The following is a 26,747-nucleotide window of genomic DNA, read 5'->3' on the forward strand; positions in this document are numbered from 1 at the left end:
CGCTTGCCGCGCCGCGCTGGTCTTCAATAGAGCGTTGTGGCGCGGAGCTTGCCGCGTCACGCCACTTGGGAGGAACGCCATGCATCGTCACGTCATTCGCTCCGCGCTCTTCGGCGTCGGTTGTGCGTTTTCGCTCCAGCTCGTCGCCGAGCCGCAGGAATATCCCAGCGAGGCTGGCACGGTCAGGGTGAAAGAAATCATCACCGGTCTGGAGAACCCGTGGGGATTGGCCTTTCTGCCGGACGGCAAGCGAATGCTGGTGACCGAACGGCCGGGGCATCTGCGTCTGGTCGATCTGGATGGCCATCTTTCCGAGCCGCTGGCCGGGGTGCCGGATGTATTCGCCCGCTCGCAGGGCGGCTTGCTGGACGTGCGGTTGTCGCCGGACTTTCAGACCGACCGGCTGGTGTATCTCAGCTATGCCGAAGCCGGCGAACAGGGCATGGCCGGAACGGCCGTAGGGCGCGGTAGGCTCAGTGAGGATCTGTCCCGGCTGGAGAACTTCGAGGTGATCTTCCGCCAGCAGCCGAAGCTGTCCAGTGGTGTGCATTTCGGCTCGCGGCTGGTGTTCGATGGCGACGGCCATCTATTCGTCGCCCTGGGTGAGAACAATCAGCGCTCCACTGCACAGGACCTCGACAAGCACCAGGGCAAGGTGGTGCGCATCCGGCCCGACGGCAGTGTGCCGCAGGACAACCCCTACGTCGGCCAGGATGGTGCGCGGCCGGAGATCTGGTCCTATGGCCACCGCAATCAGCAGGGCGCTGCACTCAACCCCTGGAGCGGAGTGCTCTGGACCCACGAGCACGGCCCGCGGGGCGGCGACGAGATCAACATTCCGCAAGCCGGCAAGAACTATGGCTGGCCGCTGGCGACCCATGGCGTCAACTACAGCATGCTGCCGATCCCCGAAGCCAAGGGCAAAACCGTGCCGGGCACCGAGCCGCCGCATCACGTCTGGACGAAATCTCCCGGCGTCAGTGGCATGGCGTTCTATGACGCCGAGCGTTTCCCGGCCTGGCAGCACAGCCTGTTCATCGGTGCTCTGGTGGATCAGTCACTGATCCGTCTGCGCCTGGACGGCGATCGCATCGTCGGTGAGGAGCGTCTGCTCAAGGACATGGGCTCGCGCATACGCGATGTCCGCGTCGGGCCGGATGGCTTTCTCTACCTGCTCACCGATGCCGGTAACGGCAAGCTGCTGCAGGTCGGGCTCGAATCCCGCTGACGTCTCTGATCGACATGGCCGCGGTGGCTGACCGCGGCCGATGCAGCGATCTTCGATCGGCACGGAGCATTCCCGCGCATTGCCTGTCCCACTTTTCAGGCGGCCGCTGATGGCGGCCCCCTGAACGGGGTTGTACGGGTTCGATAACAAGATCGAGGGAGAAATGCCGTGGCTGTGGTCATCAGCGGATTGTTCTGCATCGTCATCGGCTTGGCGCTGGCTGCCGGCGGCGCGAAAGTCATCAGTCTCGGAGGCACCTTGTATTTCGCGGTCGTGGCTGGCGGTTTTCTGCTGACGGGCGTCCTTCTGCTGATGCGCAGACGCGCGGCGTTGTGGGTCTATGCACTGCTCATGCTCGGGGCGCTCGGCTGGGCCCTGTACGAGGTAGGCCCCGACTGGTGGCAGCTGGCTCCTCGCGGCAGCATCATCGCGCCGCTCGGGTTGTGGCTGCTCATGCCTTGGGTCGTGCAGCGACTGGGCTGGCAGCATTTCGGCTGGCGTGCGTGGGGCGGTGCTGCACTGCCGTTGCTGCTGGCGGTGCTGCTGTGGGGCGGTACGGCGGTCTATGCCATCGGCCACGACAGCCATGACATCAAGGGCATGCTGCCGCCACCGTTGGCAGAAGCGCCCGCTACCGACAGCGTGCCGGCCGGCGAATGGCATGCCTATGGGCGCACGCAGCACGGCCAGCGCTACTCGCCGCTGGCGCAGATCACGCCAGCCAATGTCGAGCGTCTGGAGCCGGTGTGGCATTACCATACCGGTGACCTGCGCGGCCCCGAAGATCCGAACGAGACCACCTACGAAGTCACGCCGCTGAAGATCGATGACAGCCTGTACCTGTGCACGCCGCACAACTTCGTCATCGCACTGGATGCCGAGACCGGACAGGAACGCTGGCGCTTCGATCCCAAGGTGCCGCATTCGGTCAACCGCCAGCATCTGACCTGTCGCGGGCTGTCCTACCACGCCGCGCCGGCCGGCAACGAGGCGCAGAGTTGTCGCCAGCGGCTGTTCATGCCTACCGCCGACGCGCGGCTGATCGCCCTGGATGCCAAGACCGGTGAGATCTGTCCCGGTTTTGGCGATAACGGCGAGGTGGACCTGTGGGCCAACATGCCCCACGTCAAGGAGGGCTTCTACTACTCGACCTCCCCGCCAGTGGTGGCGCGCGACCTGGTCATCATCGGCGGGGCGGTGAACGACAATGTTCGCGCCAATGAGCCTTCCGGAGTGATCCGTGCCTATGACGTCTACACCGGCGAGCTGAAGTGGAACTGGGACCCCGGCAATCCAGACGAGACCGCGCCCATTGCAGCGGGTGAAACCTACAGCGCCAGCAGCCCGAACAGCTGGAGCATTTCCAGTGCAGACGAGGCGCTGGGTTTGATCTACGTGCCGCTGGGCAATCAGGTGCCCGATCAATGGGGTGGTCGACGGAGCGAGAACAGCGAACGCTTTTCTTCTTCCATCGTTGCGCTGGATCTGGAGAGCGGCGAGCTGCGCTGGGTTTTCCAGACCGTGCGACATGATCTGTGGGATATGGACGTGCCGGCGCAGCCGAGCCTGGTCGATATCCAGACCGAAGAGGGCCCGGTCCCGGCGCTGGTGGCGCCGACCAAGCAGGGCGACATCTATGTGCTGGACCGTCGCACGGGCGAGCCGATCCTGCCGGTACGCGAGGTGCCGGCGCCGCAGGGCGCGGCCGAGGGCGACTGGGTCGCCAAGGCGCAGCCAGCCTCGGCGTTGTCCTACGAACCGCCGAAGCTGCAGGGCAAGGACCTGTGGGGCGCGACGCTGATTGATCAGATGATGTGCCATATCCAGTTCCACTCCCTGCGCTACGAAGGGCGCTACACACCACCCTCCACTCAGGGCACGCTGGTGCATCCGGGCAATTTCGGCGTGTTCAACTGGGGCGGGGTAGCGGTCGATCCGGTGCGGCAGATGGTGTTCAGCGCGCCGGCCTATCTGGCATTCACCTCGCGCCTGATTCCGCGCGAGGACGCCGAGACGACCTACGTGTCCGAGGAGGAGCCGTTCCTCAACGAGAACTTCGGCTCGCCCTTCGCCGTTGAGCTGAAGGCTTTCGTATCGCCCATTGGCCTGCCATGCACCGCGCCGCCGTGGGGCTACGTGGCCGGCGCCGATCTGCGTACCGGCAAGACGCATTGGCTGCGCAAGAACGGCACGGTGCGCGACCGTGCGCCGATTCCGCTGCCGTTCAAGATGGGCGTGCCGAGCCTTGGCGGACCGATGCTCACCGCCGGGGGTGTGGCGTTCTTGAGCGGCACGCTGGACTACTACCTGCGTGCGTACGATGTCAGCACCGGCCGCGAACTATGGAAAGCGCGTCTACCGGCCGGCGGTCAGGCCACGCCGATGACCTACGAGAGCCGCTCGGGTCGGCAGATGGTGGTGGTGGTCGCCGGCGGACATGGCTCGCTGGGCACCAAAGCCGGTGATTCGGTGATCGCCTATGCATTGCCACGCTGACAGGCGCTAGAATCGCCGCCTTTATATTCGGGACCGCCCACATGGCCGCCATCGGACGCTACAACAGCCTGCAGATCGTCAAGCACACCGGTTTCGGCCTCTATCTCGACGGCGGCCCGGACGGCGAAATCCTGCTGCCCAACCGCTACATCCCCAAGGACACGCCGACCGAGGTGGATGATTGGCTGAACGTCTTCATCTACCTCGACAGCGAGGACAAGCTGATCGCCACCACCGAAAAGCCCAAGGTGCAGGTCGGTGAATTCGCCAGTCTGAAGGTGGCCGAGATCAACCGCGTTGGCCTGTTCCTCGACTGGGGCCTGCCCAAGGACCTGCTCTTGCCGCATTCGGAGGAGAAACGGCCACTGCAGGTTGGTGATTACTGCGTGGTCTACGTCTACGTCGACAAGCGCACCCGGCGCATTACCGCCACGGCACGCCTGGATCGCTACCTGGACAAGACCGCGGCGAATTACAAGGTAGGAGAGGCGGTGGACCTGCTGATCGTCGAGGCGACCGATCTTGGTTTCAAGGCGATCATCAACGGCCAGCACTGGGGCCTGATTCACAAGAACGAGGTATTCAAGTTTCTCCGTGGCGGCATGCGCGAGCGTGGCTATATCAAGGAGCTGCGGCCCGACGGCAAGATCAGCCTGAGCCTGCAGCCGGTGGGGAGTGAGGCGACCGATGCGCTGCAGGCGCTGATCCTGCAGAAACTGGAAGAAAACCAGGGCTCGCTGGATGTCAGTGACAAGAGTCCGGCCGAGGAAATTGCCCGCCGCTTCGGCGTCAGCAAGGGCAACTTCAAGAAGGCCATCGGTGGTCTTTACAAGCAGGGCCGCATCGTCATCCACCCCGATCGCATCGAACGCGCCTGAGCCAACCCCCTAGCCGGGTGGTCGCAATGACCACCCAGCGGCTGCTACAGATCCAGATTGATCTGCCCGCTGCCGACTTCCTTTCTCAACGACTCGCCTTTGCCCTCCGCATAGCTCAGCTGCCCGTCGACCAGGCGGGCAGGGGCGGTGAACGGGTGGGCGGCCGGCGGCCTCTCGTCCTGGATATGCAGGACTTCGATACCGCGCATTTTCAACACGTCCGAGACCAGCGAACGATGGCAGCGCCACCAGAGCACCTCGGCGCACATCATCGCCGTGCGTCGTTGCGCCGCCATTTCCAGTAGGTGCTGCAGGCCGCGGTCGAATTCATCGCTGCGCAGATGGTCGGCATAGCCGCGAAACGAGCTGTTGCGCCAGGCCAGGTTTGGCGAATCCTTCAGAGGCCGCCGTCTGCCGCCCAGTTCCTCGATCCATTGATAGTGCAGTCCGTGCGCTTCCAGACCTTCGCGCAGGGCTGCCTCGCCGAACTGCGGCAAGCGCCTTGAGCCGGGAAAGCGGCGAACGTCGGCGATGGCCTCGATCTGATGGTGGCGCAGTAGCTCGACCAGCTGCTCCAGCGAGCGCGTCGAGTGGCCGATGGTCCACACCGTGGCTGGCTGAACCATGCCTCAGCTCAGCTTCCTGAGCGCCGACTCTTTATGCATCGCCACATGGTCGGTCTTGTCGCTCTTGATCTCGTATTGCGGCGCGTCCGGGCTGGCGCGCCGTGTGCGGCCCATGAATTCGGTGTCGGCCGTGTGCACTCGGGTGATGTGACCGCTGACCCGTCCTGCTTCCGAATTCCAGCTGACGTGATCGCCCACTTTGTACTTCTGGCTCATGGTGCCCCCGTTTCGTCGTTCGGTAAGGCTTCCGACAGCCATCAGCCGACGAAGATCGGTTGTTTCCGGCACTTGGTTTTTTATCCGACACAAAGGGCTGTTTCGCTTCTCCGCTATATACCGTTCGTCGGCAAGCTTCGATAGCGGTTAATCCCTCCAGCGACCACCAAAGTTCAAAAAGCCGACGCTTATTTTAGCGCCAGGTAACCAACTAGGGCGGCTAAGCGTAATATCAATTCGACAGCTATCGCCATATGAGTAATGGCAACTTAATGTTATTTGCGCGCTGTGGCGATTTTCTGGCGATCTATTACTGACAAAAAAATTTCCATTAATTTTTCGAACCTATTATAAAGCCGCCACGCAAGACGATTTGCCGGTTTGTTCAGGGGGTGGACGGCGGGAAATTGCTTGTTGAACGGTTCGTTTGTTGTGACACCGCGGCACTCCTCAAGAGCAACGCCCCACGACTTATCGACCTCCCGTTTCTTTTTGAAGGCTCCGCCTTTGAAGCAGTAAGTTCCGGAGAGACTCAATGTCCACCAACCTGTTTTCTGGTGCCCGCAAGGCACTCGTCGCTTCCATCGCCGCCGCTGTTCTTCTGGGTGGCACCGCCGTTGTAACCACGCCTTATGCCGCTGCAGCGACGGTTGCCGCCGTATCGGTTTCCGCCAAGATCAACGCGTTCACCAACACCGATTGGCTGAACGGTGTCTGGCGCACCGGCGCCGGCTTCTCGATTCCTGCCACCTCGGCGAACCGCTCCGCGTTCGTGGCCGGCGTTTCGGTACGACTGGCGGACGGTCAGGTTCGCAAGATCAGCCGCGCGCAGATCGTCGGCAGCAACATGAGCGTCTTCCTGGAAGGTGCAAAGCTGGACGGCAACAAGGTTGGTGCACCGCAGGTGGTCACCATCGGTAGTACGGCCGTAACGGCACCGGTAACTTCCACCACTCCGGTCACTTCACCGACTACCGTCACCGCGCACTCGACCAGCATCAATGCATTCACCAATACCGATTGGCTCAATGGTGTATGGCGCAAGTCGCCGGGCTTCTCCATTCCGGCAAGTGATGCCAACAAGGCTGCTTTCAAAGTTGGAGCGACAGCCAAGCTGGCAGATGGCCAGGTTCGCAAAGTTACCCAGGTACAAGTTGTCGGCGCCAATATGAGCGTCTATCTGGAAGGTGCGGCAGTTAATGGAAGTGTCGTCGGTGCACCGAACAAGTTGTCGCTGGCTACAACTTCCACTACCAGCCCGGCTCCGGCGCCCACTGCTCCGACCACTTCGGTCATCGCCACCAGCAACCTGAACAACTACACCAACACCCATTGGCTCAACGGTATGTTCCGTACTGCTGCCGGCTTCTCCATCCAGGCAAGCAGCGCCAACGTGGCAGCATTCAAGACGGGCGCGTTGGTGAAGCTCGCTGACGGCCAGACCCGCAAGGTGCTGCGCACTCAGCTGGTGGGCAGCAACATGAGCGTTTTCCTCGACGGTGCGGTGATCAACGGCGCGACCCTGGGCTATCCGAAGACCATCTCGGTGGTCAGCACATCGACCAGCGCTCCTTCGTCTCCTGCTCTGACTACTCCGCCGGTAGAAGCCGCACCGGCTCCGGCACCGGCACCCACCGCACCTGACACCACCAACGGCAAGCCGCTGCTGGTCGGCGTCAACCTGTCCGGCGCGGGCTTCGGTCCCTCGGTTGTTCCTGGCAAGCACGGCACCAACTACACCTATCCGGCCGAGTCGTACTACAAGAAGTACTCCGACCTGGGCATGCCGCTGGTTCGCCTGCCGTTCCTCTGGGAGCGAATCCAGCCCAAGCTGAACTCGCCGCTGAACGCCGAGGAGTTCGCTCGTCTGAAGCAGTCGCTGGACTTCGCGCAGAAACACAACGTCAAGGTGATTCTCGACCTGCACAACTACTACCGTTACTACGGCAAGCTGATCGGCTCCAAAGAAGTGCCCATCAGTTCCTTCGCCGCGGTGTGGAAGCAGATCGTGCAGCAGGTGGTCAATCATCCTGCCGTCGAGGGCTACGGTCTGATGAACGAGCCGCACTCCACCAACGGGCTCTGGCCGCAAGCTGCCCTGGCCGCTGCTCAGGCAATCCGCACCGTCGACGCCAAGCGCTGGATCTACGTAGCGGGCGATCGCTGGTCGAGCGCCTTCCACTGGCCGCACTACAACACCCAGCTGGTCAGCAACCCGTGGATGCGTGATCCGAAGAACAACCTGGTGTACGAAGCACACATGTACGTAGACAAGGATTTCTCCGGCAACTACTTCGACAAGACCGAGCAGTTTGACCCGATGGTTGGTGTCAACCGCGTCAAGCCCTTCGTCGACTGGCTCAAGCAGCACAAACTGCGCGGCTACATCGGTGAGCATGGCGTACCGGATTTCTCGCCCTCGGCCATCGTTGCAACCGATAACCTGCTGGCCTACCTGCGTCAGAACTGCATCCCGAGCACCTACTGGGCTGCCGGTCCCTGGTGGGGCGAGTACGCCATGTCCCTGGACGTGAGCAGTGGCAAGTACCGTCCGCAGCTGCCGGTTCTGCAGAAGCACGCCAAAGCCGCAAACAGCTGCACCAGCATCGGTCCGCTGTAACACCGCGAACCAGCGATACCAGAACGGGCCTTCGGGCCCGTTTCTGTTTTTCTGGCGTCTAGAACCGCACTGCACTTCGTCGGCCCGCCGTTGCGATGGTCCCGGCTTATGAACTGACCACACGGTCATGACGTTCCGGTTCCTGCCGTTTCGCCTGTTCTCCCCGATCACGCCTGCAGCCCAGCAGCCATGCTGGCTGCGCCTGCGCATCAGGCGATAAGCCAGCATTTCAGCATTGAATCCATCGCTCCGCTGGCCGCGGGCCTCCGGGGCGATGCTGGCGCCAAAGTCTTGAACCATCCAGCCAGAGCGACGGAACTCGAAATAGGGGGTCCGGTCACCATTTATGTGCGCACCGAAACATGCACGGCAGCGGCAACCCCGTCGTCGTGCTACGGACCGTGGTCATCCGGCCAAATCCTCTGACCCTATAAAAGGTGGACAACATGACGACACCCGACGAAGAGATCACAGGTTACGGCGGCCAAGCCGGGACCAGCTCGCCGCAGGCAGGCAGTTCCTCCGGCCAGCCATCCATGCACAGCGACCGTTCCGCTCAGGCCGCAAATGGCAGTGACGTGAAGGCCAGGGCACGCGAGGCCGGCGAGCAGATCAAGACCCAGGGCAAGGCGCAGCTTGATAGCTATCGTGGCACCGCCGCCGACGAGCTCGAGAAGATCGCGCAGAGTGCCAAGGCGGCCGCCTCCGAGCTGGAAAGCCAGGATCGCGCCGGCCTGTCGCACTATGTCTCCGACGTTGCTCAAGGCATGGTCGACTTTGCTGACAATCTGCGTGGCAAGAGCGTCGATGAGCTGGTCGGCGAGGTCAACCGGCTCGCCCGGAGCAACCCGGCCCTTTTCATCGCCGGCAGCGTTGCGCTGGGCTTTGGCCTGACACGCTTCGCCCGCGCCTCGAGCCATCGTTCGGAAAAAACCGCCGCTCGCGAACCCACCACTGACTACGGCCATTCGGATGCGGCGCGACCGCATCCGTCGTCGCCGCTGGGCGTCCCGGCCGATGTGACGGCTGAAACCCTGCCCAGCCAGTCCGAGCTGGATTCGCGTCTTTCCAGCGGAGCCCCGGGTGGCACGGTTGGCAGCGTCAGCAACGCAGACATGCCGACGACCCCGGGCAGTACCAATGGCCTTGGCAACAACGGAAAAGGCACAACCGGAGGGCTAAATCGATGAACGAACAACGCAACCTCAATACGTCCTACGAGACGAGCCATCCGGACCAGGACAGCTCGGTGGGCGGGCTGCTACGCCAGCTGACCCGTGAAGTGCCATCCCTGTTCACCAAGGAACTGGCTCTGGCGAAGGCCGAACTGAGCGAGTCCATGCGAGCCACCAAGGCCGGCGCGGCGAGCGTGGCCACCGGCGGCGCGGTCCTGCTGGCAGGATTCATCATCCTGCTGATGTCGGCGGTCTACTTCCTCAGCACCCTGATGGAGCCCTGGTTGGCAGCCCTCATCGTAGGGGGCGTAGTGGTCGTCATCGGGCTGATCATGGTGTCGGCGGGCAAGAAGAAGTTCGAAGCTTCATCCTTCAAGCCCGATCGCACCATCCATTCGCTGCACAAGGATAAAGAAGTCGTCAGGGGGCACGCATGAGTACGCACAATCAGGTAGACGTCGAAGCACGCAAGGACCCGGACACGCTGGAGCGAGAGATCGACCAGCAGCGGGCGGAAATCGGCAATATCGTCCATGCCCTGGAAAGCAAGCTGTCGCCGGGGCAGATGATCGACACCGCGCTGGGCTATGCCAAGGGCGGTGGCGGCGAATTTCTGCACAATCTCAGTGACACGGTGAAGGCCAATCCGGTGCCGACGTTGCTGACCGGCATCGGCCTGGCCTGGCTGATGGCGGGGCAGAACCGCCGTCCGGATTACAGCGCCGCTGCATCGACCGGTCCTTCGATGACCGACAAACTGTCGGCCAAGGCCTCCGGGCTGAAGCAGCAGGGCAACGGCATCAAGGACAAGGCTGCGCAGATGCGCCACGATGCTTCCACCACGCTGGGCAACGCTCGCCATCGGGTAAGCGACAGCAGCCGGCAGGCCGCCGACAGCCTGCGGCATACGGCGGATCGGGCACGCGGAGGCTTCTCGCAGTTGCTCAACGAGCAACCACTGGCGCTCGGCGCGATGGGTATCGCCCTGGGAGCGCTGCTCGCGGCGACCGTACCGCCGACCCGGCGCGAAGACGAGCTGATGGGCCAGTCCAGCGACCAGCTGACCGACCGGCTCAAGCACAAGGCGAAGGAAGGCTACGAAGTGGCCAGTGCCGAGGGCCAGCAGCTGGCCGGACAGGTCAAACACGACCTTGAGCGCGATCACGGCCAGCCCGCTTCGCGCCCCCACTGACGTACGAGCCGGAGGCAGGGGGTTGATGCGGCCGGGCTTGAGTCCGACCGCAGAACCCCCGATAATCCGCCGCCTGGCGCCGGTGTAGCTCAGTAGGTAGAGCAGCGCATTCGTAATGCGAAGGTCGCAGGTTCGACTCCTGTCTCCGGCACCAATGAAATCAAAGGGTTAGCTTCGGCTAGCCCTTTTTCATTTGGGGCAGTGTCCCCGAAGTGTCCCTTTCTTGTCCCGCTAGAGGATCGCTTGACCGATACAGCGTTGGAAGATATTGGTCATCGCCTGATAGTCACAGGTTACCGCGTCGATGTTTGCTTGGATCCACTCACCTTCATCGACCTGCCACCAGCTGATCTCGTAGCCGGCGTTCACAATGATGTGATCAAACAGGATCCGCTGCGCGCGTCCGTTTCCTTCCCGGAAAGGGTGGACCATATTCAAGTCGCCATAGAGTTCAGCGACGGCGGAAACCAACTGTTGCCGTGACATCCCTTCATACCAATTGTCTGAAGAGCTTCGAAGTCTCCGGTTCGATTCGGGTGACGTTGCAGAAGTGCGTACCGCCCTTCGATATGTCCGCGGTACGTAGTTCTCCCGCCCATTCGTAAACATCTTCGAAGAGAGTGCGGTGGATCCGTTGCAGATAGGTGAGATCGTAGGGAGGAAGGGCGAAGTCAATGGAGCCTGCAGCGATTTCGGAAAGCGTGCGCTCAGCAGCGTGAAGCGCTTGGTCATCGGTCAGGTCTAGGCGGTTGCGTAGAACCGTGGTGCCTGGATAGCAGAGAGGATCCTGACCGACACCGTACTTATCGAGCATCAAGCCTGCCGAGCGCGCAAGGCTCTCAGGGCAGCTTCGCGAGTTGGGAGTTTGCGTTTAGCGTCAGCGGGTGTGGTATCGAAGCCTTCCAGGCGCAGGCTGGCGGCATAGTTCGATTGGCGGATCTTCGCGTAGTAGGCCTTCTTCTTTTCCAAGGTCAGATCGGGCATAGCTAAAACCTCGTTCGCGGTGTGCGGCTCATTATAGCGGAATAGCGGATGCTAATTCGCAGCGTCTTGCCGGTCCTTCTGGCCGAGCAACGCCAGCGGCGAATGACTGAGAACAGTCGCGAAGTGATCCGGCGCCAGTAGGGGAGGCGAGGGCGCAGCCATACAGGCTGCGCCGTTCTTCGTTATAGGGTGATCGCGATGCCTGCCTGCAGGGTGCGGGGAGCACCCGGGTAGGCCCAGATGTTGCCCCAGGCGCGCTCTTCGTACTCTTCGTCGAACAGGTTGTTGAGGTTCAGGTTCAGGCGAACCCGTTCGGTCAGCGGGTAGTAGGCGAGCAGGTCGACGGTGGTGTAGGCATCCATGTCGAACGCCGTACTGGTGGCACCGCCCTTGCGGTCGCCGACGTATTTGACGCCCATGCCTACGCCGAGTCCGGCCAGCGGACCTTCGGCGAATTCGTAGGTGTCCAGCAGGTTGAAGCTGTGGCGTGGCACGTTGGCCAGGCGCGTGCCGACCGGCATCGATGCACTCGAGCTTTCGGTGACTTCGGCATCGACGTAGGCGTAGCCGCCGATCATGCGCCATTGCGGGGTGATGTTGCCCGCTACGCTGATGTCGAAGCCGCGGCTGCGCGCTTCGCCGGCAGCAACCTGGTAGTCGCTGTCGAACGGATCGCTGGTCAGCACGTTTTCCTTGGTGATGTGGAACAGCGCCGCAGTGACGCTGAGGTCGTGCTCTGGCAGCTCGTACTTGACGCCGACTTCGTGGGCGATGCCTTCTTCCGGGTCGAATGCCTGGCTGCTGCGGTCGGCGCCGCGGTTGGGCTTGAACGAGCGCGAGGTGTTGGCGTAGACGGCCAACTCCTCGGTCAGGTCGTAGATCAGCCCGAAACGTGGGGAGACGGCGTTGTGTGCCTGGTCCCAGCTGCCGGCGGGGTTGAGCTTGTTTTCGTAGCGTTGCTCGAAGCGCTCCAGGCGTGCACCGACTTGCGCTGTCAGGCGCTCGGTGAGGGCGATCTGGTCCTGCAGGAAGAACGCATAGGACTTCAGGTTCTCGTCATCGTAGGTCGTGGTGCGGGTCAGCGCCGGCAGCGGCTGGCCGTAGACCGGATCATAGAGGTCGATCGGGAAGTCGCTGGTCGCACCACCCGAGCGATCGATCTGGGAGTCGTAGTTGAAGTCGTCGAATTCCACACCGAGCAGCAGCGTGTGGGCCAGGCCCGCGGCGTCGAAGTGCCCCTCCAGATTGGCCTGCACCGCCAGGTCGTTCCAGTTCAGCCAGCGCTCGCTGTAGTTGCGCCCGACCGTGCGGCCATCGGCGGCCAGGCCATTGTTCTCCACCGCGCCGCCGTCCAGGCTGCCGTCGAGGTACTGGATGCCGCCGCGCAGCATCCACTGGCTGTCCAGCTGGTGCTCCAGGCGCAGTTGCGTGGTGGCGTTCTGGTTGGTCAGCTTGCCGGCACTTTCCTCTCCAAGGAAGCGATCGCGCGACAGGTCGCCGGCCTGGTTGGGGTAGCGGGTCAGACCGCGGTCCAGTGGATGGCGATTGTGCAGGTAATCGCCTTCGAGGATCAGCGCGGTGTCGTCGTTGAGCTGCCAGCGAAGCACTGGCGCAATGTTGTAGCGCTCGCTTTCGACGTGGTCGCGGAAGCTGTCGCTGCCTTCGGCGACCAGGTTGAGGCGATAGGTAAAGGCTGCGCTTTCGTCCAGTGCACCGGTGGTATCCAGGGTGCCGCGGCGTAGACCGTCGGTGTTCACCTGGCTGCCGAGCACCGTGCGCCGCTCCGCCTGCGGCTGTTTGCTGACGATGTTGAAGGTGCCGCCCGGATCGCCGCGCCCGTACAGCATCGAGGCCGGGCCGCGCAGCACTTCGATGCGCTCCAGTGTGTTGGCGTCGGGCATGTTGGGATAGCCACGGTTCACCGCGAAGCCGTTGCGGTAGAACTCCTGGGTGCTGAAGCCGCGCACGAGGAATTCGGTCAGGCCCTGACCGCCGAAGTTGTTGCCGCGCTCCACGCCGCCGGCGTAATCAAGCGCATCTTCAAGGCGTGTTGCGCCGATGTCTTCGACGACCTGCGCCGGCACGACGCTGATCGATTGCGGGGTTTCGTGGATCGCGGTGTCGGTGCGGGTGGCGCTGGCCGAGCGGGTCGCACGATAGCCCTGCACGGGGCCGTCGGCGCGCTCGGCCGAGGCGGTGACCTGCATCTCCTCCAGTGCCAGCGGTTCAGCGGGCGGCTCGTCGTTGGCTGAAGCCATGGCAGGGCAGGTGAGGGCAGGAATCGCGAGCATCGGGAGGAGAAGGCGCCGCATCGAAAGATCCTTGAGGGAAGGGAGCGAGGGCGGGCATCCTAATCTCAACGAAAACGATTATCAAATAGAAGGTGATCTCATCTGAATGCACGCTACGGCAGGTTGCGCTGGGCGTAGCGGCGCGCAGGCAGATCGAGCGCGCGTCGACCAACCAGCGCGCCGCGCAGCGCAGAGCAGCGGCGGCTGCCAAGCGGCTCGGGGGTCACATTCGGCGGCTGCTCGGCGCTCAGTTGCAGGCGAGGACCACGCGGTCGCGGCCGGCTCTTTTGGCCTGGTAGAGCGCTTCGTCCGCGGCCTTGAAGGTCGCGTCTGGCGAGTCATGGCTGGTGCTGCAGGCGATGCCGATGGATGCGGTGACCGGCGCACCGGTTGGGCTGTTCGTATAACGCAGGCGAACCAGCAGGCGCTCTGCGGCGATGCGTGCACCGGCGGCGTCCGTGTCGGGTAGCAGCACGAGAAACTCCTCTCCACCCATCCTGCAGAGGACGTCGCTGGGGCGGGAGCACTCCCGCAGTACCGAAGCGAGGTAACGCAGCACGTCGTCGCCTACGTCATGGCCGTACTGGTCGTTGACCAGCTTGAAATGATCGATGTCCAGGGCCAGCGCGGCATAGTGTTGGTCGAGCAGATCGAACTGCTTGAGCGCCAGTTCGAGCCCGCGGCGGTTGCGCAACCCGGTCAGCGGATCGGTCATGGACGCTGCTTCCAGCGCGCCCATCTTTTGCTGCAGCAGGGACACGCCGGCAAGCATGGCGACCTTCAGGCGCGAGACCTCGAAGTACCAGGAATTGACCCGCGATATGCGGTTGGCTGCTTCCGGAGCGCTCCAGTGTTCGGCGGTATCGGCCAATGCGCGGATGGGCGCGGATATGAGTTTGGATAGCCACCAGAACACGGCCAGCGATACGAGCGCGAAAGGCACGGCGTTCATCAGGGTCGTGCGCGCCAAGCGGTCGAGCTTGGCGGTGATCGCGGCCGTGGGGCGCTGCGCGATGATGCCCCAGCCGGTACTCGGCACCGGGGCGTAGCCGGCCAGCATGTCGACGCCGAGGGTGTTGGTGACTCGCTGGCTGCCTTCGCGCCCGGTCAGTACCTGCTGAACGACCGCATTGGAGGCCACGTTCTGGCCCACCCGCTGTCCGTTCTCATGGAAAATCAGGTTGGCCTGCTTGTCGACAACGTACAGGTAGGAGCCGTCGCGGTAGTAGTGCACACCAAGCAGGCCGTGCAGTGCGTTGCGCTCGCGCAGGAATAGTGACGCGCTGATGAAGCCGAGATAGTGCCCGTCGGGGTCGAAAATCGGATGCGTTACCGCGATCAGATAGGTGCCGTCCGTGGCGATGTAGGGCTCGCTGATCAGCGGAATGCGCTCGCTCAGCGCGCGCCGCGCACCCACGCTGTTGACCTTGAGGCCTACCAGCGCGGTGCTCTCCGGGGACGCTGAAACGATCTCACCGGCAGCACTGACGATCACTGCTCTGTTGAACTGATCGCTGTTGAGCTTGATGCGCTCCGTTTCGCTGTCCCGTGCCGCGGGCTCATCGAACGTCGAGGAAAGCGCTTGCGCGGCATAGGCGAGTTCGCGACGACTGTTGAGAAAGAACCGGTCGGTGGTGTCGGCCAGCTTGCGCGCATAAGCCCTGTTGGCCTCCAGTGTCTGTTCGAACAGCTGGTCGCGCTGGGTGGTATAGCCGGCGAAGAAGCTGTTGGCGAAGGTGAGCAGGCCTGCGACGAGCGCTAGCAGGAGGGTCAGGCGTTGGAGATCCAGCCGGAACATGAAGCTTCCCGATTCTGCGTGTGTGTATCGCCGCAACCTCTGGGCGGTGAGCGCGACTGCGTGGCGGGTTCAGACCACTGGGGCGGAATGATACATGCCCGGACCGGGCGCCGAAGCGTCAACGACGGAAAAAAGCGGGCGCTGGCACAAGGGTGGTGCGGCGGATAATAATCTCTCTCATTTACCGCTGAGTCAGATCGACATGCCTGATACCTCTGTTCCTGCCGCCCGCTTGCTGGCCGTCGAGGACGATACCGTATTCGCTCGCCACCTGGTCGAGCATCTGGAATCGATCGGCTACGCCGTCAGCCATTGCCAAGATGGCGCCGACGGCTTGCATCGGGCGCAGGAAGAAGAGTTCGACCTGATTCTTATGGACATCATGCTGCCCGGCACTAATGGTCTGGACGTGCTGCAGCAGTTGCGACGTCGTCGTGGTGTGCCAGTCATCCTGATGTCGGCGTTGGGCAACGAGCAGGATCGCATCACCGGTTTCAGCCAGGGTGCCGATGACTATCTGCCCAAACCTTTCAGCCTGCTTGAACTAAGCGTACGCATCGAGGCGGTGCTGCGCCGGGTGGCATACGAGCGTTCCGATGGCCTGCCCGCACTGGATTGCGAACATCTGCATTTCGATGAGCAGAGGCGGGATGTGGAAATCGCTGGATGCTGGGCTGGCCTGACGCCCAGCGAGTACCGCGTGCTTGCGATGCTGTGGCAGCACGCTGGTACGGCGTTGAGCAAGGCACACCTTTATCAGCAGGCATTGCACCGTAACTATTCAAGCCATGATCGCAGCCTGGACATGCATGTCAGTCATCTGCGACGCAAACTGAAGGCAATCGGTTGCACGGCACTGCAGCTGGAAACGGTTTGGGGCACCGGCTACATGGTGACGCGAGGCCAGCGATGAGCCTACCGTCACGCCACTCATTGTTCTGGCGCCTGGCGTTACTGCAGATCGGCTTCTGTTTGTCGATGATCTGGCTGAGCCAGTCATGGACGCAGTATGTGCGTGATCGCAGCAGCTACTTGCCAAGCGAGACGCGAGAGCAACTGCTGCAATACGCTGCTGACGCCGAGAGAAACTGGCGCGCCGGTGGTCGCGAAGCTGTGCATCGCTGGCAGGAGGAGTTCCGCCAGGCGCAAGCCACCTGGGCCGTTGTGGTCAATCCCGAAATGGATTCACTGAGCGTGCAGCCGCTCGGCCTCAATGACTACGCGCGTCTGAAAATGGTGCGGGGCATCGACTGGCGGATCAGCCGCCGCAGCGCAGAGCCGCCTTACCTGAGTGTTCCGTTCCCGGAGCATCCGGATGGCGGGCAGCTGATACTGCAGTTGCCCGAGCGGCTGATGCCTAGCACCTCGCTGCTCCTGCTGCAGGTGATCATCAATATTGTCGTGCCAGGCTTGCTGGCGCTGCTGTTGTGCGGGCTGATCTACCGACTGCTGATCGAACCTTTGAAACGGCTCCAGGCTCAGGCCAATGCGCTGCGGGCGGACCAGCTCGGTATGCGAGGAGGTGTGCTGATTGACCGTCGTGATGAGCTCGGTGAGCTGGCCCAGGCACTGGACCACATGGCCGAGCGGTTGCAGAGCGCGGTGTCCTTTCAACGTCAGTTGCTGCGCGACCTGTCCCATGAGCTGCGCGCACCGCTCAGCCGCCTGCGTGCAGCTGCCGAACGTGAGCCGGGTGCCGGGGCGCTCAGCGGCAGAGTGACCCAGGAGGTGCAGGGCATGGAGCAGCTGGTCGGCGGCATTCTCGAACTGGTCTGGCTGGATACCGAGCGCCCCTTACTACCGCGCGAAATGGTCGATGTCGGCGCGCTGTGGGACGTACTGCGTGACAACGCCTGTTTCGAATCCGGCTGGGCCGCGGAGCGACTGCCGTGCGACTTGCCTGAAGACTGCCGGGTCAGCGCCAACCTGAACGGTCTGGCCCAAGCCCTGGAGAACATTCTGCGCAACGCCATCCGTCACTCGCCCGGCGAAGGTAGCGTGCGCCTTGCTGGACGTTTGGAAGAGCAACACTGGCACCTTTGGATCGAGGATGACGGGCCAGGCGTGGCGCCTGATCAGCTGGAACTGATCTTTCGCCCTTTTACGCGCCTAAACGCAGCACGGCCTGGTGGGGACGGCTTTGGTCTCGGATTGGCTATCGCCCGGCGCATGGTGCAGCTGCAGGGCGGTGAAGTCTGGGCAGAGAACCTCGATCCCGGTCTGCGCCTGCATCTGACGCTGCAAACTGTATAGTTTGTAAATGCACTTTACTCTCAAATGAGAATGTCTAGCATTGCGCTCGGCATGACGGCCTGATGCGCCGCCGCGCCTTGCCTGCGGCCATCTAGCGGACCGCAGAAGACGTTATGGCTTCTCAGGGAGACGGGTGTAAATGGTGATTTTCAATCGACAACGGCTGGCTTGTGCTATCGCTGCGGCCTGGATGAGTGCGCCGGCGTATGCGCAGGACCCGCTAGAACTGCAGCCTACTACGGTGGTGACTGCGGCCGGCCACGAGCAGAACATCGCGCAGGCTCCGGCGAGCATTTCGGTGATTACCCGCGAGCAGCTTGAGGCGCAGTCCTACACCAGCGTTATCGATGCTATGAAAAACGTCCCTGGCGTCTACGTTTCCGGCGGTGGAAACCAGCAGGACATCACCATTCGCGGCATGGGCAGCGAGTACACCCTGGTCCTGGTGGACGGCCGCCCAATTTCTGCCGGGCGCCAGACGCAAACCAACGGTACCTCCGGCGGCAAGCAGCAGTTGGCCCTGCCGCCGCTTGCCATGATCGAGCGTATCGAAGTCATTCGCGGGCCGATGTCTTCGCTTTACGGCTCCGAGGCCATGGGCGGCGTGATCAACATCATCACGCGTCAGTCTTCCGGCGAATGGTCGGGCACCGTTCGCGGCCAGAAGATGTTCTCCCAGAACGACTACAACGAAGACGAGTACCACACCGAGCTGTTCGCCGGCGGCGCGCTGATTCCCGGGCTGATGGGGCTGCAGCTGAGCGGTGCCTATACCCACACCTATGAAAGCGACTATGTCGGCGGTGAAGCCTTCAACTCGGGTGAAAGCAAGCCGGAGGCCCGCGAAAGCAACGTCGGTGCTGACCTGTTCCTGACGCCTACCGAGGCCGACAGGTTTACCCTGGGCTACCGCGAAGTGACACAGAAATCTCGCCATACCGCAGGCAAGAGTTCCCCGGTGACGACAAGTCTGCCCAAGGGTGAAGCGACGACGAACCGTTTCGAGAAAGAAGTCTGGACGCTGTCGCATGAAGGCAACTATGGCGACTGGCTGCTCAACAGCTACCTGCAACGCGACGTGTCCGAGCGCGTGCAAGACCTGTCGATGGAGGAGACGGTCAACATCTTCAACACTCAGGGGACCTATTTCTGGGGCTCGCACACCATCACGCTGGGCGCACAGTACAAGGATGAGGAGTTCGTCAACGGCCAGAATGTGTTGTTCAACGACGGCATTGCGGGTGGCGTGCATGAGGCCGACCGCTGGCTGGCGGCGATCTACGGTGAAGTGGAGTGGGGCATCACCGATGACTTCGCGCTGACCACTGGGCTGCGCTACAACGATGACGAGTTCTTCGGTGGCCATCTGTCGCCACGCGTTTACGGTGTCTACAGCCTGACGCCCACTCTGACCCTGAAAGGTGGCGTTTCGACCGGTTACAAGCAACCGACGTTGACCCAGGCCACCGAAGGCTTCGGTGGTCGGACCGGTGGCGGCGGCTCGCCAAATGTCGGTTCCAATGGCCAGCCGTTGCCGCGCGCGCTGAGCATCGGCAATCCCGATCTGGAACCCGAAACCAGTACCAGCTATGAAGTTGGCTTCGTCTTCGATGATCCAACAATCGGGCTGGGTACCAGCGTGATGCTGTTCCATACGGTCTACAAGGACAAGATCGCCGAAGATCGCTTCTGCACCAGTCCGAACGCCGCCAACAACAATGACGTCGCCAACTATGCCTGCGATTTCGGCGGCAACAACTTCTACTTCCTCAGCACCACTCGCAACATCGATGAAGCGGTCATCCAGGGGCTCGAATTCACTCTCGACTACGCCATCACCGATGATCTGAGCTGGATGAGCAGCTACACCTTCACCGATTCGGAACAGAAGAGCGGGGAGTTCAAGGGTGAGCCCCTTAACAAGCAGCCGCGGCACATGTTCAACACCAACCTCGATTGGCAGGTGACGGACAAGCTCAACCTCTGGTCGCAGTACAACTACCGCAGCCGTACCTCCGATTACCTGAGCCGCACCAGCATGAGCGAAGGTACACCGGGTTACGGGTTCGTCGACATCGGGGCGGTGTATGGGCTGAGCCGAAACGTCGACCTGACTGCCGGGCTGTACAACGTCGCGAACAAGGAAGTGGCCAATGAAGACTATGAGGTGATCCTCGATGGACGCCGCCTGGTCGTAGGCATGTCGGTCGACTTCTAGACACCGGACACGAGTGGCGCGCTGCAATGGGCGCCACGCTTCGCCCATTGCCCGACCGGCCGAACAGCCAGCGTCGGGCGTTTTTGTATGACTTCAGATGTTTCCCTCGGGAGCCTGTCGTGACCCGTTCCGTATCCCAATCAAAAAGTGCGTGGCGCGACATCGCCATGCGTTCCGCGCTCGCCATTCTCGGTGGCTACGCCTTCACCTACGCGCTCACCGCTGCGCTGGCGAGACTACTTCCGCTGTCCCCGGCCGATGCGCTAGTGGTCGCGACGCTGCCGGCCTTTCTCGTCTACACCGTTGCCATTCTCTGGGCATTTGCCGCGCGTGATCTGTGGCGGGTCTGCTGCGGCGCACTGCTGGCCCTGCCATTGGCCGTGATTGGCTTCTGGCCGCAACTGCTGGAGCGCATTGGATGAAGAAACAGAGCTTCACGCAGTCCATGGCCTGGCTGCATACCTGGGGCGGCCTGCTGCTTGGTTGGGCGCTGTTCGCTATCTTCCTCACAGGCACCCTGGCGGTTTTCGACAAGGAGATCGACGGCTGGATGCGCCCGGAAGTGCCAGCTTATACGGGCGGTCAAGAGGACGCGCTGCAACGCGCGCTCGGTTATCTCCAGGCGCGTCACCCCGATGCGCCGAGCTGGAATATCAACCTGCCGACCGAGCGTTCGTCGAACCTCAGCGTATCGACCGGCGAGCAGCGTCGCGGCGGCGGGCAACTGCTGGACCCGGTTACTGGCGAGCCGATCTCTGCGCGGGAGACGGCCGGCGGCGGATTCTTCTTTCGCTTTCACTTCACCCTGAACATGCCGCGCAATATCGGCATCTGGGTGGTCGGGCTGGCGGCCATGGCGATGCTGGTGGCGCTGATCAGCGGTATCGTGATTCACAAGAAGATCTTCAAGGATTTCTTCACCTTCCGCCCCGGCAAGGGGCAGCGCTCTTGGCTCGACGCGCACAATGCCAGTGGCGTGCTGTTGTTGCCCTTTCATCTGATGATCACCTACACCGGGCTTGTGATCTTCTTCCTGCTGTATATGCCTGCGGCGGTGGATACGCTGTATGACGGCGACCGGCAGGCGGCCAGCCGCGATCTGCGAGGCGGTACTGTGGAGCAAAGGAGCGAGCGTGCGCCTCTCGGCGGGCGTGGTCAGCGGCCTGATGCAGGAATGGGTCAGATGAGAGCATGGCACTCGGACGTCCCGGCACATTCGATGGCTGCTGTGCCCCTGGCGCCGCTTGGACCGATCTTGGCGCAGGCCGAAGCGGCGATGGGCCCGGTCGGCGGGCTGTCCATTCAGAATCCGGGGCGGCCCGATGCGCGCATCGACGTGCGCCCTGTGCTCGGTAACCGAATCGAACTGACTAAAGGCCGCAGCATGTCATTCGATGGCGTCAGCGGCGTCGTGCTGCGCATGCCCGACGAGAGCCGGCCGAGCCTGCTCACGCAACGCGTCATGGCGGGGCTGCACTTCGCCCAGTTCGGCGGCTATCCGATGCGCTGGTTGTACTTTCTCTGCGGCATGGTCAGCTGCGCCATGATCGCCACCGGCCTGGTGCACTTCTGCATCAAGCGCCGCCGCAAGTACGCCGAGCAGAGTGTGCCTTCCCGGCGTTTCCATCGCCTGGTCGAGTCGCTTAACCTCGCGGTGGTGGTCGGCCTTTCCCTGGCCTGCATCGGCCTGCTCTGGGCCAATCGGCTGCTGCCGGTTCAGCTGGCCCAGCGTGGCGAATGGGAAGTGCGCGTGTTCTTTCTGATCTGGACGGTCGCGCTGGCCCATGCGCTGTGGCGACCGACGCTGCGCGGCTGGGCCGAACAGCTGACGCTGTTGGCGCTGCTCTGCGTGACATTGCCGCTGCTGAACATGGTGACCGCCGGCGGCGTGCCGTGGGCTGACCCGAGACGGTTATGGCTGGAGCTCTGTTGCGTGGTGATGGGCGCGACCCTGCTATGGCTGGCGCGCAAGGTCGGTCTGCGTGCCGATGCTGCGCAACCGGCGCCTCGACGAGCAACGCTGATACCGAAGGAGATGCATCCATGATGCTGCCGTTCGTGGCTGGCCTGCTGCTCGCCTATGGCGGCATGGTCGGGCTTTGTCTGGGCATGGAACGCAACTTCAAGCTGGTCTGGAAGCGCGAGCCGTCGCCGGTGCTGCGCCATACATTGCGCATGACAGGGGCAGCCTTGCTGGTGGGCAGTTTCGCCAGCTGCGTCTGGGCCTGGGGTTGGGCGATGGGGCCGGTGGGCTGGTTTGGTTCGATCTCGCTGGCGGCGCTGATCCTGACGCTGCTGCTGCCCTACCGGGGACGCATGGCGGTGCTGTTTCCCGTTGCGGGCATTCCGCTGTGGCTATTGCTCGGGGTGCTGGTCGACTGAGCCCGGCGGTCCAGCGTTACGTATCCCGGCACCCACCTGCAATAGCAGAAGCCGCGCAGTTCAAAGCAGCAGGCGCCGACGCCTGCTGACCGGCCATCAGAGCGCGGTGGAAAGGGTGATGGAGCCGAACTGATCGTGCTCCTTTTGTCCCTGGAATTCGCGGCTGCGCCAGACGCTGGCGAAGGCCAGCTGCCAGCGGCTCCAGGTCAACGCCACGCCGAGCTTGGCGTCGCCGACCCATTCGCGGCGGTCCACTGAATGGCTGTCCTCGAAGGTGTTACCGTCCAGCAGCATGTTGTGCGCCATATAGCGCCCTTCGAGACTGGCGAAGCCATACCAGGCGAAGTCACCGCCGGGGCGAAAGAACTGACTACCGCTCTGCGCTGGCGCCACCGCCGGGATGCTGAAGCTGCGCTGCAGGTTCTGGCCCAGGCGAAGGCCTAGTCCGGCCGAGCCGTAGCTGTACAGGTTGCCGAGGGCGAAGCCCACGCTCGGGCCGTATTCCAGCTCGAGCCCGGCAAAGCGTTCCTGCAGCCACCAGCGATGCTGATAGCCCAGATTGACGAAGGCTTCGTTCTCCAGCTGGTTATCCCAGCCGTTGGGTTCGTCGCTGTCGGTCACCTTGTGCACGGCACGCTGCAGGCGCTTGCCACCAGCGGCCGGGCCAACGATGCCGACATCCAGATGCAACCCCTGCGCGGCGCGCCAGCCGTCGTACTGGGTGTCGGAAAACATCGACATGCCGGCGAAGAGCAGGCCGGCGTAGGGGCGGTCGTCATCGATCAGCACTCGCGTTTCGATTTCCTCCGGCGTGTAGATTTGATGGCCGAAGCGATAGGCGACGTTGTCGACGGCATTGCCCGACCAGCCGGGCAACAGATCGGCGAAGCGCCGCGTCCAGCTCTGGTCGTCCGGTTCGAAGCCCCAAATGACTTCCAGGCCGTTGGTGTAGTGACCATCGCTGCCCGAGGCGATGATGTCGTTCTCCGCCTTGATGGCGAGGATGTCGGCATGGCTGACGGCGGGGGCGGTGATGGATGCGGCGAGCAGGCACAAGCACAGCAAAGAACGAGAATGCATGATTCAACTCCTGGCTTACGTTCTTGTTTGTATGTTCTTTCTCGGACCATCACCGCTTCCGGCGGTTCGCTTGTCGATCAGGGCGCGTCGTATGCGCCGCTTCTGGCCAGTCCCGCCTCGCTGAGCATCTCCTGTCTGGCTTCCTGCAGTTGCTCGGCCAGTGCCACGGAAAAGTCCTGCACGGCTGACCAGCGCAGATGGATCGCATCGACGAAGGCGGCCGGTGGGGCAACCCATTCGCGGTCGGCGTTCCAGTACTGAGCTCCGTCATGCCCGGCGATGGCGGCGTTCAGCTTGGCGTCGAAGCGGGCGAGAAAGCTGCCATCGGCATCGACCTTGGCTTTCCACTGCGGGTGCAGGGGCGTGGAAACCACAAGCAGCTGACGTTGCTCGCTATCCAGGCGTTTCGACAGTTCGCCCAGAGCGACAAAGCAGCTGTCATCCAGCGCGTCCGGTTTGCCGTAGAACAGGCCGCGATCACCCTGCGGTTCCAGCGGCCCGTCGCCATGGCGGGTGAATACCAGCGGGTCCCATTCGATCTCGTTGGCCCGTTGCGCCTTGACCGTCTGCGCGTTGCGCAGCAGCGAACGCGGCGAGAAGTAGCGCATGTAGTAGCCCCAGCGCGAGGCCTGCTGATAGACGTACTGGTCGGCGTGAGTGCGGTCGAACACCGCATCCGGCACCTTCCAGCAGCCGGCGAAGTCCAGCGGATCGACGATCATCACCACCTGGCGCACGCTTGGTTCACGATCCAGCAGCCAGTTGGCGACATAGGTCGACTGGTTGGCGTGCAGGCCGCAGAACGCACCGTTGAGCGGACGCAGGCCGGGCGTCTGCTCGATCAGCACGTCACCATCGACATGGCGCCAGGCGACCGAGGAACCGACGATCAGCAGGTTCGGATCGGCGACGGGGTTGTGCCGCAGAAAATGCAGCTTTTCGTCTACGCACAGGCTGTTGGAGAAAGCCGGTGGTGGCAGGTTGTCGGTGTGATTGAGCCAGGCGAGCAGGACGGCAAAGCCGCCGAGCATCCCGAACAGCCCGGCGAACATTCCCAGCAGATAGCCGGCACGTATCCGCCGCTGGCCTGCTTCGGCCCCGGCGGCAACGCCGTCCGGGCATGTATCGACGGATCTGGCCATGACTCAACGCCCTCCGAGTTTGGTCTGGATCAACTGGGCGAAGTGGCCAACGTTCTTCAGCGATTCCAGTTCGGCGGTGCGGAACTTGATGCCGAAGCGCTGCTCGGCGGCCACGATCAGCAACACATGGGTCTGGCTGTCCCAGCCATCGATGTCGTCGGCGGTGGTTTCGGGTGTGAGGACGATGTCGTCATCATCGAACACGTCGTGGAAGACCTGGGTCAGCGCCTGGAGAATGTCCTTTTCGTTCATGCTTGCACCTGGATGTGATGGTTGATGGGAGTGCGCGAGGCCAGTTCGTAGCGCCAGAAACTTGCATCGGTAGAGGAGTCGGCAGGCGCGGGGCGCTGCTCGAAGCCCAACCGCGGATAGTGTTCGGCAACCATGCCGTTGCGCTCGGTGGGACGGTATTCGCCGATCAGTGCGCCCCAGCCGGCGGCCGCTGCCGCATCGGCCAGCACCTCCAGCACGGCCATCTCGACTTCACGCCCCAGCACGCGGCAGCTCATCAGCCAGCTGTCGATCAGCAGTTCGCCAGCCTCGATGGATGCATCCGGTCGTGCCAGCACCACGCTGATCAGGCCGTTATCGCCGAACTTGTCTTCCAGCCGCAGGGCCAACGCGATGGTTTGCGGATCGCTGGCCATGCGCTCGACTTCGGCTTCGGTATAGCGGCGGGTGGTGAGATTGAACTGGTTGGTCTTGTTGATCAGCTGGGTGGCACGGGCCAGCTCGGCGGCGCCGATGCGGCTGACGCGCAGGATCATCTGCAGCCCGCGCAGGTAGCCGTCCATGTCCGTGGCCTGGCTCTGCGCGGCCTTGCGTTCGGCATTCAGTGCATAGCTGCGGCCACGTTCGGCGTCGTCGGAGGTAAAGGATACGGCCTCGAAATAGCCCGCCGCGGCGATGCGCGCGGGGTAGTCGGCGACATCCTCGGACAGCTCCGGTACGGCGACGTCCGGCAGCTCGCGGCGCACGATGTCGCGCTCGGCGGGGTTGTCGTCGACGAACACCAGGCTATCCAGGCCGATATCGAGCATGCTCGCGATGCGCCGCAGGTTGCCGGCCTTGTCTTCCCAGTTGGCGACGAAGGCCGCGATATCGCTGCGCTTGAGCGCCATCTCGGTATGTTCAAAGGCTGCTTCGGCAACGTGCAGGTCGTTCTTGCTGCACACCGCAAGGATCACCCCGCGGCGCGCCAATTGCGCGGCATAACGCTGAAAGGCGAGAAACGCCTCGCCGCTGGGGCTGCCCTGGCCGAGCTGGATACCGTCGATGCCGTCATCGCCGATCACTCCGCCCCAGAGGGTGTTGTCCAGATCCAGTACCAGGCATTTGCGCGACAGCCCGGCAGTGGCCGCTGCGATACGCGCAAAGTGCTCGCCATATAGCGGTGCCAGAGTCGGGCTGATCAGCTGCTTGGCCTGGTGCCAGCGCACCGGCTCGGCCAGGCCGTCGCCATAGGCGGCTGCGTGCCAGGCCAGATCGAGCAGCAGCACGCCTTCCTCGCGGGCAGCGGCTCGGATGGCGCCATTCAACCGTTCGATGACTGCCCGTGGCGAAGCCGGCACCAGTGCTTCGTAAGAGCCGAACAATGGCGGCGTGACCGGCACCAGCGTTTGCTGCACCACCTGCGCGGCATATCGCTCGCGGGCCCGGCGCCAGAGCATGCGCAGCTCATCGACGCGTTCCGCCACGGCGGCATCCACCTCCGCCTGGCTTGTCTGCAAGGGCAGTTGCAGCGGCGCGTCATGGGCGTCTAGCGCCAGCAGTACCAGTTGTGGGGCGAAGGCGTTCAGCGCCGGGTCATCGGCCAGCAGCGCCTGGCGATACATGCCGTAGGGCGCAACATGCAGCGACAGCGCCAGGCGCCGTTGCAGTCCGGCCACGCGAATGGCCGGCAACAGGTGATCGACCGTATGCGAGGACAGCAATGCCACCCGCAGTGGCGTCAGGCGTGCCGCCGCGGCGTGCTGCGCGATGCCGACAGCAGCCAGCTTGTCCAGTCGCGTGGTGAGGGTGAAATCCCGTTGATGAGCGGCCAGCTTGACGGCTTCATGCAGCCGCTGCAGCGGATCTTCGATGCGTTTGGCTTGGCCGATGGCACCGGATAGATCCGGGTGTGTCGGCAGCCAGGAGAGCTGTTGCATACCTGGGACTCCTTGTCG

The 26,747-nt window shown here is 63.0% G+C and carries 24 protein-coding genes and 1 tRNA gene; 14 read left to right on the forward strand and 11 right to left on the reverse strand.

Features of this window, described 5'->3' with window-relative positions:
* Positions 1–79: 79 nt before the first annotated feature.
* The 3 genes from OUY36_RS07460 to OUY36_RS07470 all read left to right on the forward strand — a co-directional run bounded on the left by OUY36_RS07460 (position 80) and on the right by OUY36_RS07470 (position 4,602).
* Positions 80–1,228 (forward strand): PQQ-dependent sugar dehydrogenase, encoded by a 1,149-nt coding sequence (locus tag OUY36_RS07460; protein WP_267932460.1) that lies wholly within the window; start codon positions 80–82, stop codon positions 1,226–1,228.
* Between the two features lie 168 nt (positions 1,229–1,396).
* Positions 1,397–3,724 (forward strand): glucose/quinate/shikimate family membrane-bound PQQ-dependent dehydrogenase, encoded by a 2,328-nt coding sequence (locus OUY36_RS07465; protein ID WP_267932461.1) that lies wholly within the window; start codon positions 1,397–1,399, stop codon positions 3,722–3,724.
* Between the two features lie 41 nt (positions 3,725–3,765).
* The gene (locus OUY36_RS07470) at positions 3,766–4,602 is read left to right on the forward strand and encodes a CvfB family protein (protein WP_102840807.1); all 837 of its coding nucleotides are present in this window, start codon (positions 3,766–3,768) and stop codon (positions 4,600–4,602) included.
* A 44-nt stretch (positions 4,603–4,646) separates the two neighbouring features.
* Here OUY36_RS07470 and OUY36_RS07475 read toward each other — a convergent pair whose 3' ends face one another.
* Both OUY36_RS07475 and OUY36_RS07480 read right to left on the reverse strand, forming a co-directional pair.
* A complete protein-coding gene (locus OUY36_RS07475) occupies positions 4,647–5,228 on the reverse strand; it encodes a DUF488 domain-containing protein (RefSeq protein WP_267937401.1) in 582 nt (193 codons plus the stop codon).
* A 3-nt stretch (positions 5,229–5,231) separates the two neighbouring features.
* Positions 5,232–5,444 (reverse strand): DUF2945 domain-containing protein, encoded by a 213-nt coding sequence (locus OUY36_RS07480; protein ID WP_063541423.1) that lies wholly within the window; start codon positions 5,442–5,444, stop codon positions 5,232–5,234.
* Between the two features lie 535 nt (positions 5,445–5,979).
* Between OUY36_RS07480 and OUY36_RS07485 the strand changes: the two genes are divergently transcribed.
* The 5 genes from OUY36_RS07485 to OUY36_RS07505 all read left to right on the forward strand — a co-directional run bounded on the left by OUY36_RS07485 (position 5,980) and on the right by OUY36_RS07505 (position 10,585).
* A complete protein-coding gene (locus tag OUY36_RS07485; RefSeq protein WP_267937404.1) occupies positions 5,980–8,064 on the forward strand; it encodes a glycoside hydrolase family 5 protein in 2,085 nt (694 codons plus the stop codon).
* A 446-nt stretch (positions 8,065–8,510) separates the two neighbouring features.
* On the forward strand, positions 8,511–9,254 hold the full coding sequence (locus OUY36_RS07490) for a hypothetical protein (protein ID WP_267937407.1): 744 nt from the start codon (positions 8,511–8,513) through the stop codon (positions 9,252–9,254).
* Positions 9,251–9,676, forward strand: a complete 426-nt coding sequence (locus OUY36_RS07495) for a phage holin family protein (RefSeq protein ID WP_063541429.1) — start codon at positions 9,251–9,253, stop codon at positions 9,674–9,676. Before OUY36_RS07490 ends, OUY36_RS07495 begins: the two co-directional genes overlap by 4 nt.
* The gene (locus OUY36_RS07500; protein WP_200594971.1) at positions 9,673–10,431 is read left to right on the forward strand and encodes a DUF3618 domain-containing protein; all 759 of its coding nucleotides are present in this window, start codon (positions 9,673–9,675) and stop codon (positions 10,429–10,431) included. Before OUY36_RS07495 ends, OUY36_RS07500 begins: the two co-directional genes overlap by 4 nt.
* A gap of 78 nt (positions 10,432–10,509) precedes the next feature.
* Positions 10,510–10,585: transfer RNA gene (locus OUY36_RS07505), tRNA-Thr, on the forward strand.
* A 77-nt stretch (positions 10,586–10,662) separates the two neighbouring features.
* Here OUY36_RS07505 and OUY36_RS22040 read toward each other — a convergent pair.
* The 5 genes from OUY36_RS22040 to OUY36_RS07525 all read right to left on the reverse strand — a co-directional run bounded on the left by OUY36_RS22040 (position 10,663) and on the right by OUY36_RS07525 (position 15,504).
* Entirely contained in the window at positions 10,663–11,040 is a 378-nt protein-coding gene (locus OUY36_RS22040) for a Fic/DOC family protein (RefSeq protein ID WP_436785619.1), read from the reverse strand.
* Positions 10,922–11,245: a Fic/DOC family protein gene (locus tag OUY36_RS22045; RefSeq protein ID WP_436785645.1), complete on the reverse strand. Its 324-nt coding sequence runs from the start codon at positions 11,243–11,245 to the stop codon at positions 10,922–10,924. Before OUY36_RS22045 ends, OUY36_RS22040 begins: the two co-directional genes overlap by 119 nt.
* A complete protein-coding gene (locus OUY36_RS07515) occupies positions 11,245–11,415 on the reverse strand; it encodes a YhfG family protein (protein ID WP_267937412.1) in 171 nt (56 codons plus the stop codon). Before OUY36_RS07515 ends, OUY36_RS22045 begins: the two co-directional genes overlap by 1 nt.
* Positions 11,416–11,597: 182 nt before the next feature.
* On the reverse strand, positions 11,598–13,727 hold the full coding sequence (locus OUY36_RS07520; RefSeq protein ID WP_267937414.1) for a TonB-dependent siderophore receptor: 2,130 nt from the start codon (positions 13,725–13,727) through the stop codon (positions 11,598–11,600).
* Between the two features lie 226 nt (positions 13,728–13,953).
* A complete protein-coding gene (locus OUY36_RS07525) occupies positions 13,954–15,504 on the reverse strand; it encodes a GGDEF domain-containing protein (RefSeq protein WP_267937416.1) in 1,551 nt (516 codons plus the stop codon).
* Between the two features lie 202 nt (positions 15,505–15,706).
* Between OUY36_RS07525 and OUY36_RS07530 the strand changes: the two genes are divergently transcribed.
* The 6 genes from OUY36_RS07530 (at position 15,707) to OUY36_RS07555 (ending at position 22,357) form a co-directional block, all read left to right on the forward strand.
* Positions 15,707–16,417, forward strand: a complete 711-nt coding sequence (locus tag OUY36_RS07530) for a response regulator transcription factor (RefSeq protein ID WP_267938120.1) — start codon at positions 15,707–15,709, stop codon at positions 16,415–16,417.
* Positions 16,414–17,757, forward strand: a complete 1,344-nt coding sequence (locus tag OUY36_RS07535) for a HAMP domain-containing sensor histidine kinase (protein WP_267937418.1) — start codon at positions 16,414–16,416, stop codon at positions 17,755–17,757. The genes OUY36_RS07530 and OUY36_RS07535 overlap by 4 nt, the downstream gene beginning before the upstream one ends.
* A 139-nt stretch (positions 17,758–17,896) precedes the next feature.
* Positions 17,897–19,975 carry a TonB-dependent receptor domain-containing protein gene (locus OUY36_RS07540; RefSeq protein ID WP_267937420.1) on the forward strand — a complete coding sequence of 693 codons (2,079 nt, stop codon included), beginning with the start codon at positions 17,897–17,899 and terminating at the stop codon, positions 19,973–19,975.
* A 167-nt stretch (positions 19,976–20,142) separates the two neighbouring features.
* Positions 20,143–20,397, forward strand: a complete 255-nt coding sequence (locus tag OUY36_RS07545; RefSeq protein ID WP_267937422.1) for an iron transporter — start codon at positions 20,143–20,145, stop codon at positions 20,395–20,397.
* Entirely contained in the window at positions 20,394–22,022 is a 1,629-nt protein-coding gene (locus tag OUY36_RS07550; protein WP_267937424.1) for a PepSY-associated TM helix domain-containing protein, read from the forward strand. Before OUY36_RS07545 ends, OUY36_RS07550 begins: the two co-directional genes overlap by 4 nt.
* Positions 22,019–22,357 (forward strand): DUF3325 domain-containing protein, encoded by a 339-nt coding sequence (locus tag OUY36_RS07555; RefSeq protein ID WP_267932473.1) that lies wholly within the window; start codon positions 22,019–22,021, stop codon positions 22,355–22,357. The genes OUY36_RS07550 and OUY36_RS07555 overlap by 4 nt, the downstream gene beginning before the upstream one ends.
* A 96-nt stretch (positions 22,358–22,453) precedes the next feature.
* Here OUY36_RS07555 and OUY36_RS07560 read toward each other — a convergent pair whose 3' ends face one another.
* The 4 genes from OUY36_RS07560 to OUY36_RS07575 all read right to left on the reverse strand — a co-directional run bounded on the left by OUY36_RS07560 (position 22,454) and on the right by OUY36_RS07575 (position 26,729).
* Entirely contained in the window at positions 22,454–23,437 is a 984-nt protein-coding gene (locus OUY36_RS07560; protein WP_267937427.1) for a lipid A deacylase LpxR family protein, read from the reverse strand.
* Between the two features lie 77 nt (positions 23,438–23,514).
* Entirely contained in the window at positions 23,515–24,579 is a 1,065-nt protein-coding gene (locus OUY36_RS07565) for a hypothetical protein (RefSeq protein WP_267937429.1), read from the reverse strand.
* 3 nt (positions 24,580–24,582) lie between these two features.
* Positions 24,583–24,831: an acyl carrier protein gene (locus OUY36_RS07570; protein WP_003301166.1), complete on the reverse strand. Its 249-nt coding sequence runs from the start codon at positions 24,829–24,831 to the stop codon at positions 24,583–24,585.
* Entirely contained in the window at positions 24,828–26,729 is a 1,902-nt protein-coding gene (locus tag OUY36_RS07575; RefSeq protein ID WP_267937432.1) for an HAD-IIIC family phosphatase, read from the reverse strand. The genes OUY36_RS07570 and OUY36_RS07575 overlap by 4 nt, the downstream gene beginning before the upstream one ends.
* Positions 26,730–26,747 lie beyond the last annotated feature (18 nt).

The organism is Stutzerimonas sp. R40042, assembly GCF_026642215.1.
GTDB classification, from domain to species: Bacteria; Pseudomonadota; Gammaproteobacteria; order Pseudomonadales; family Pseudomonadaceae; genus Stutzerimonas; species Stutzerimonas frequens.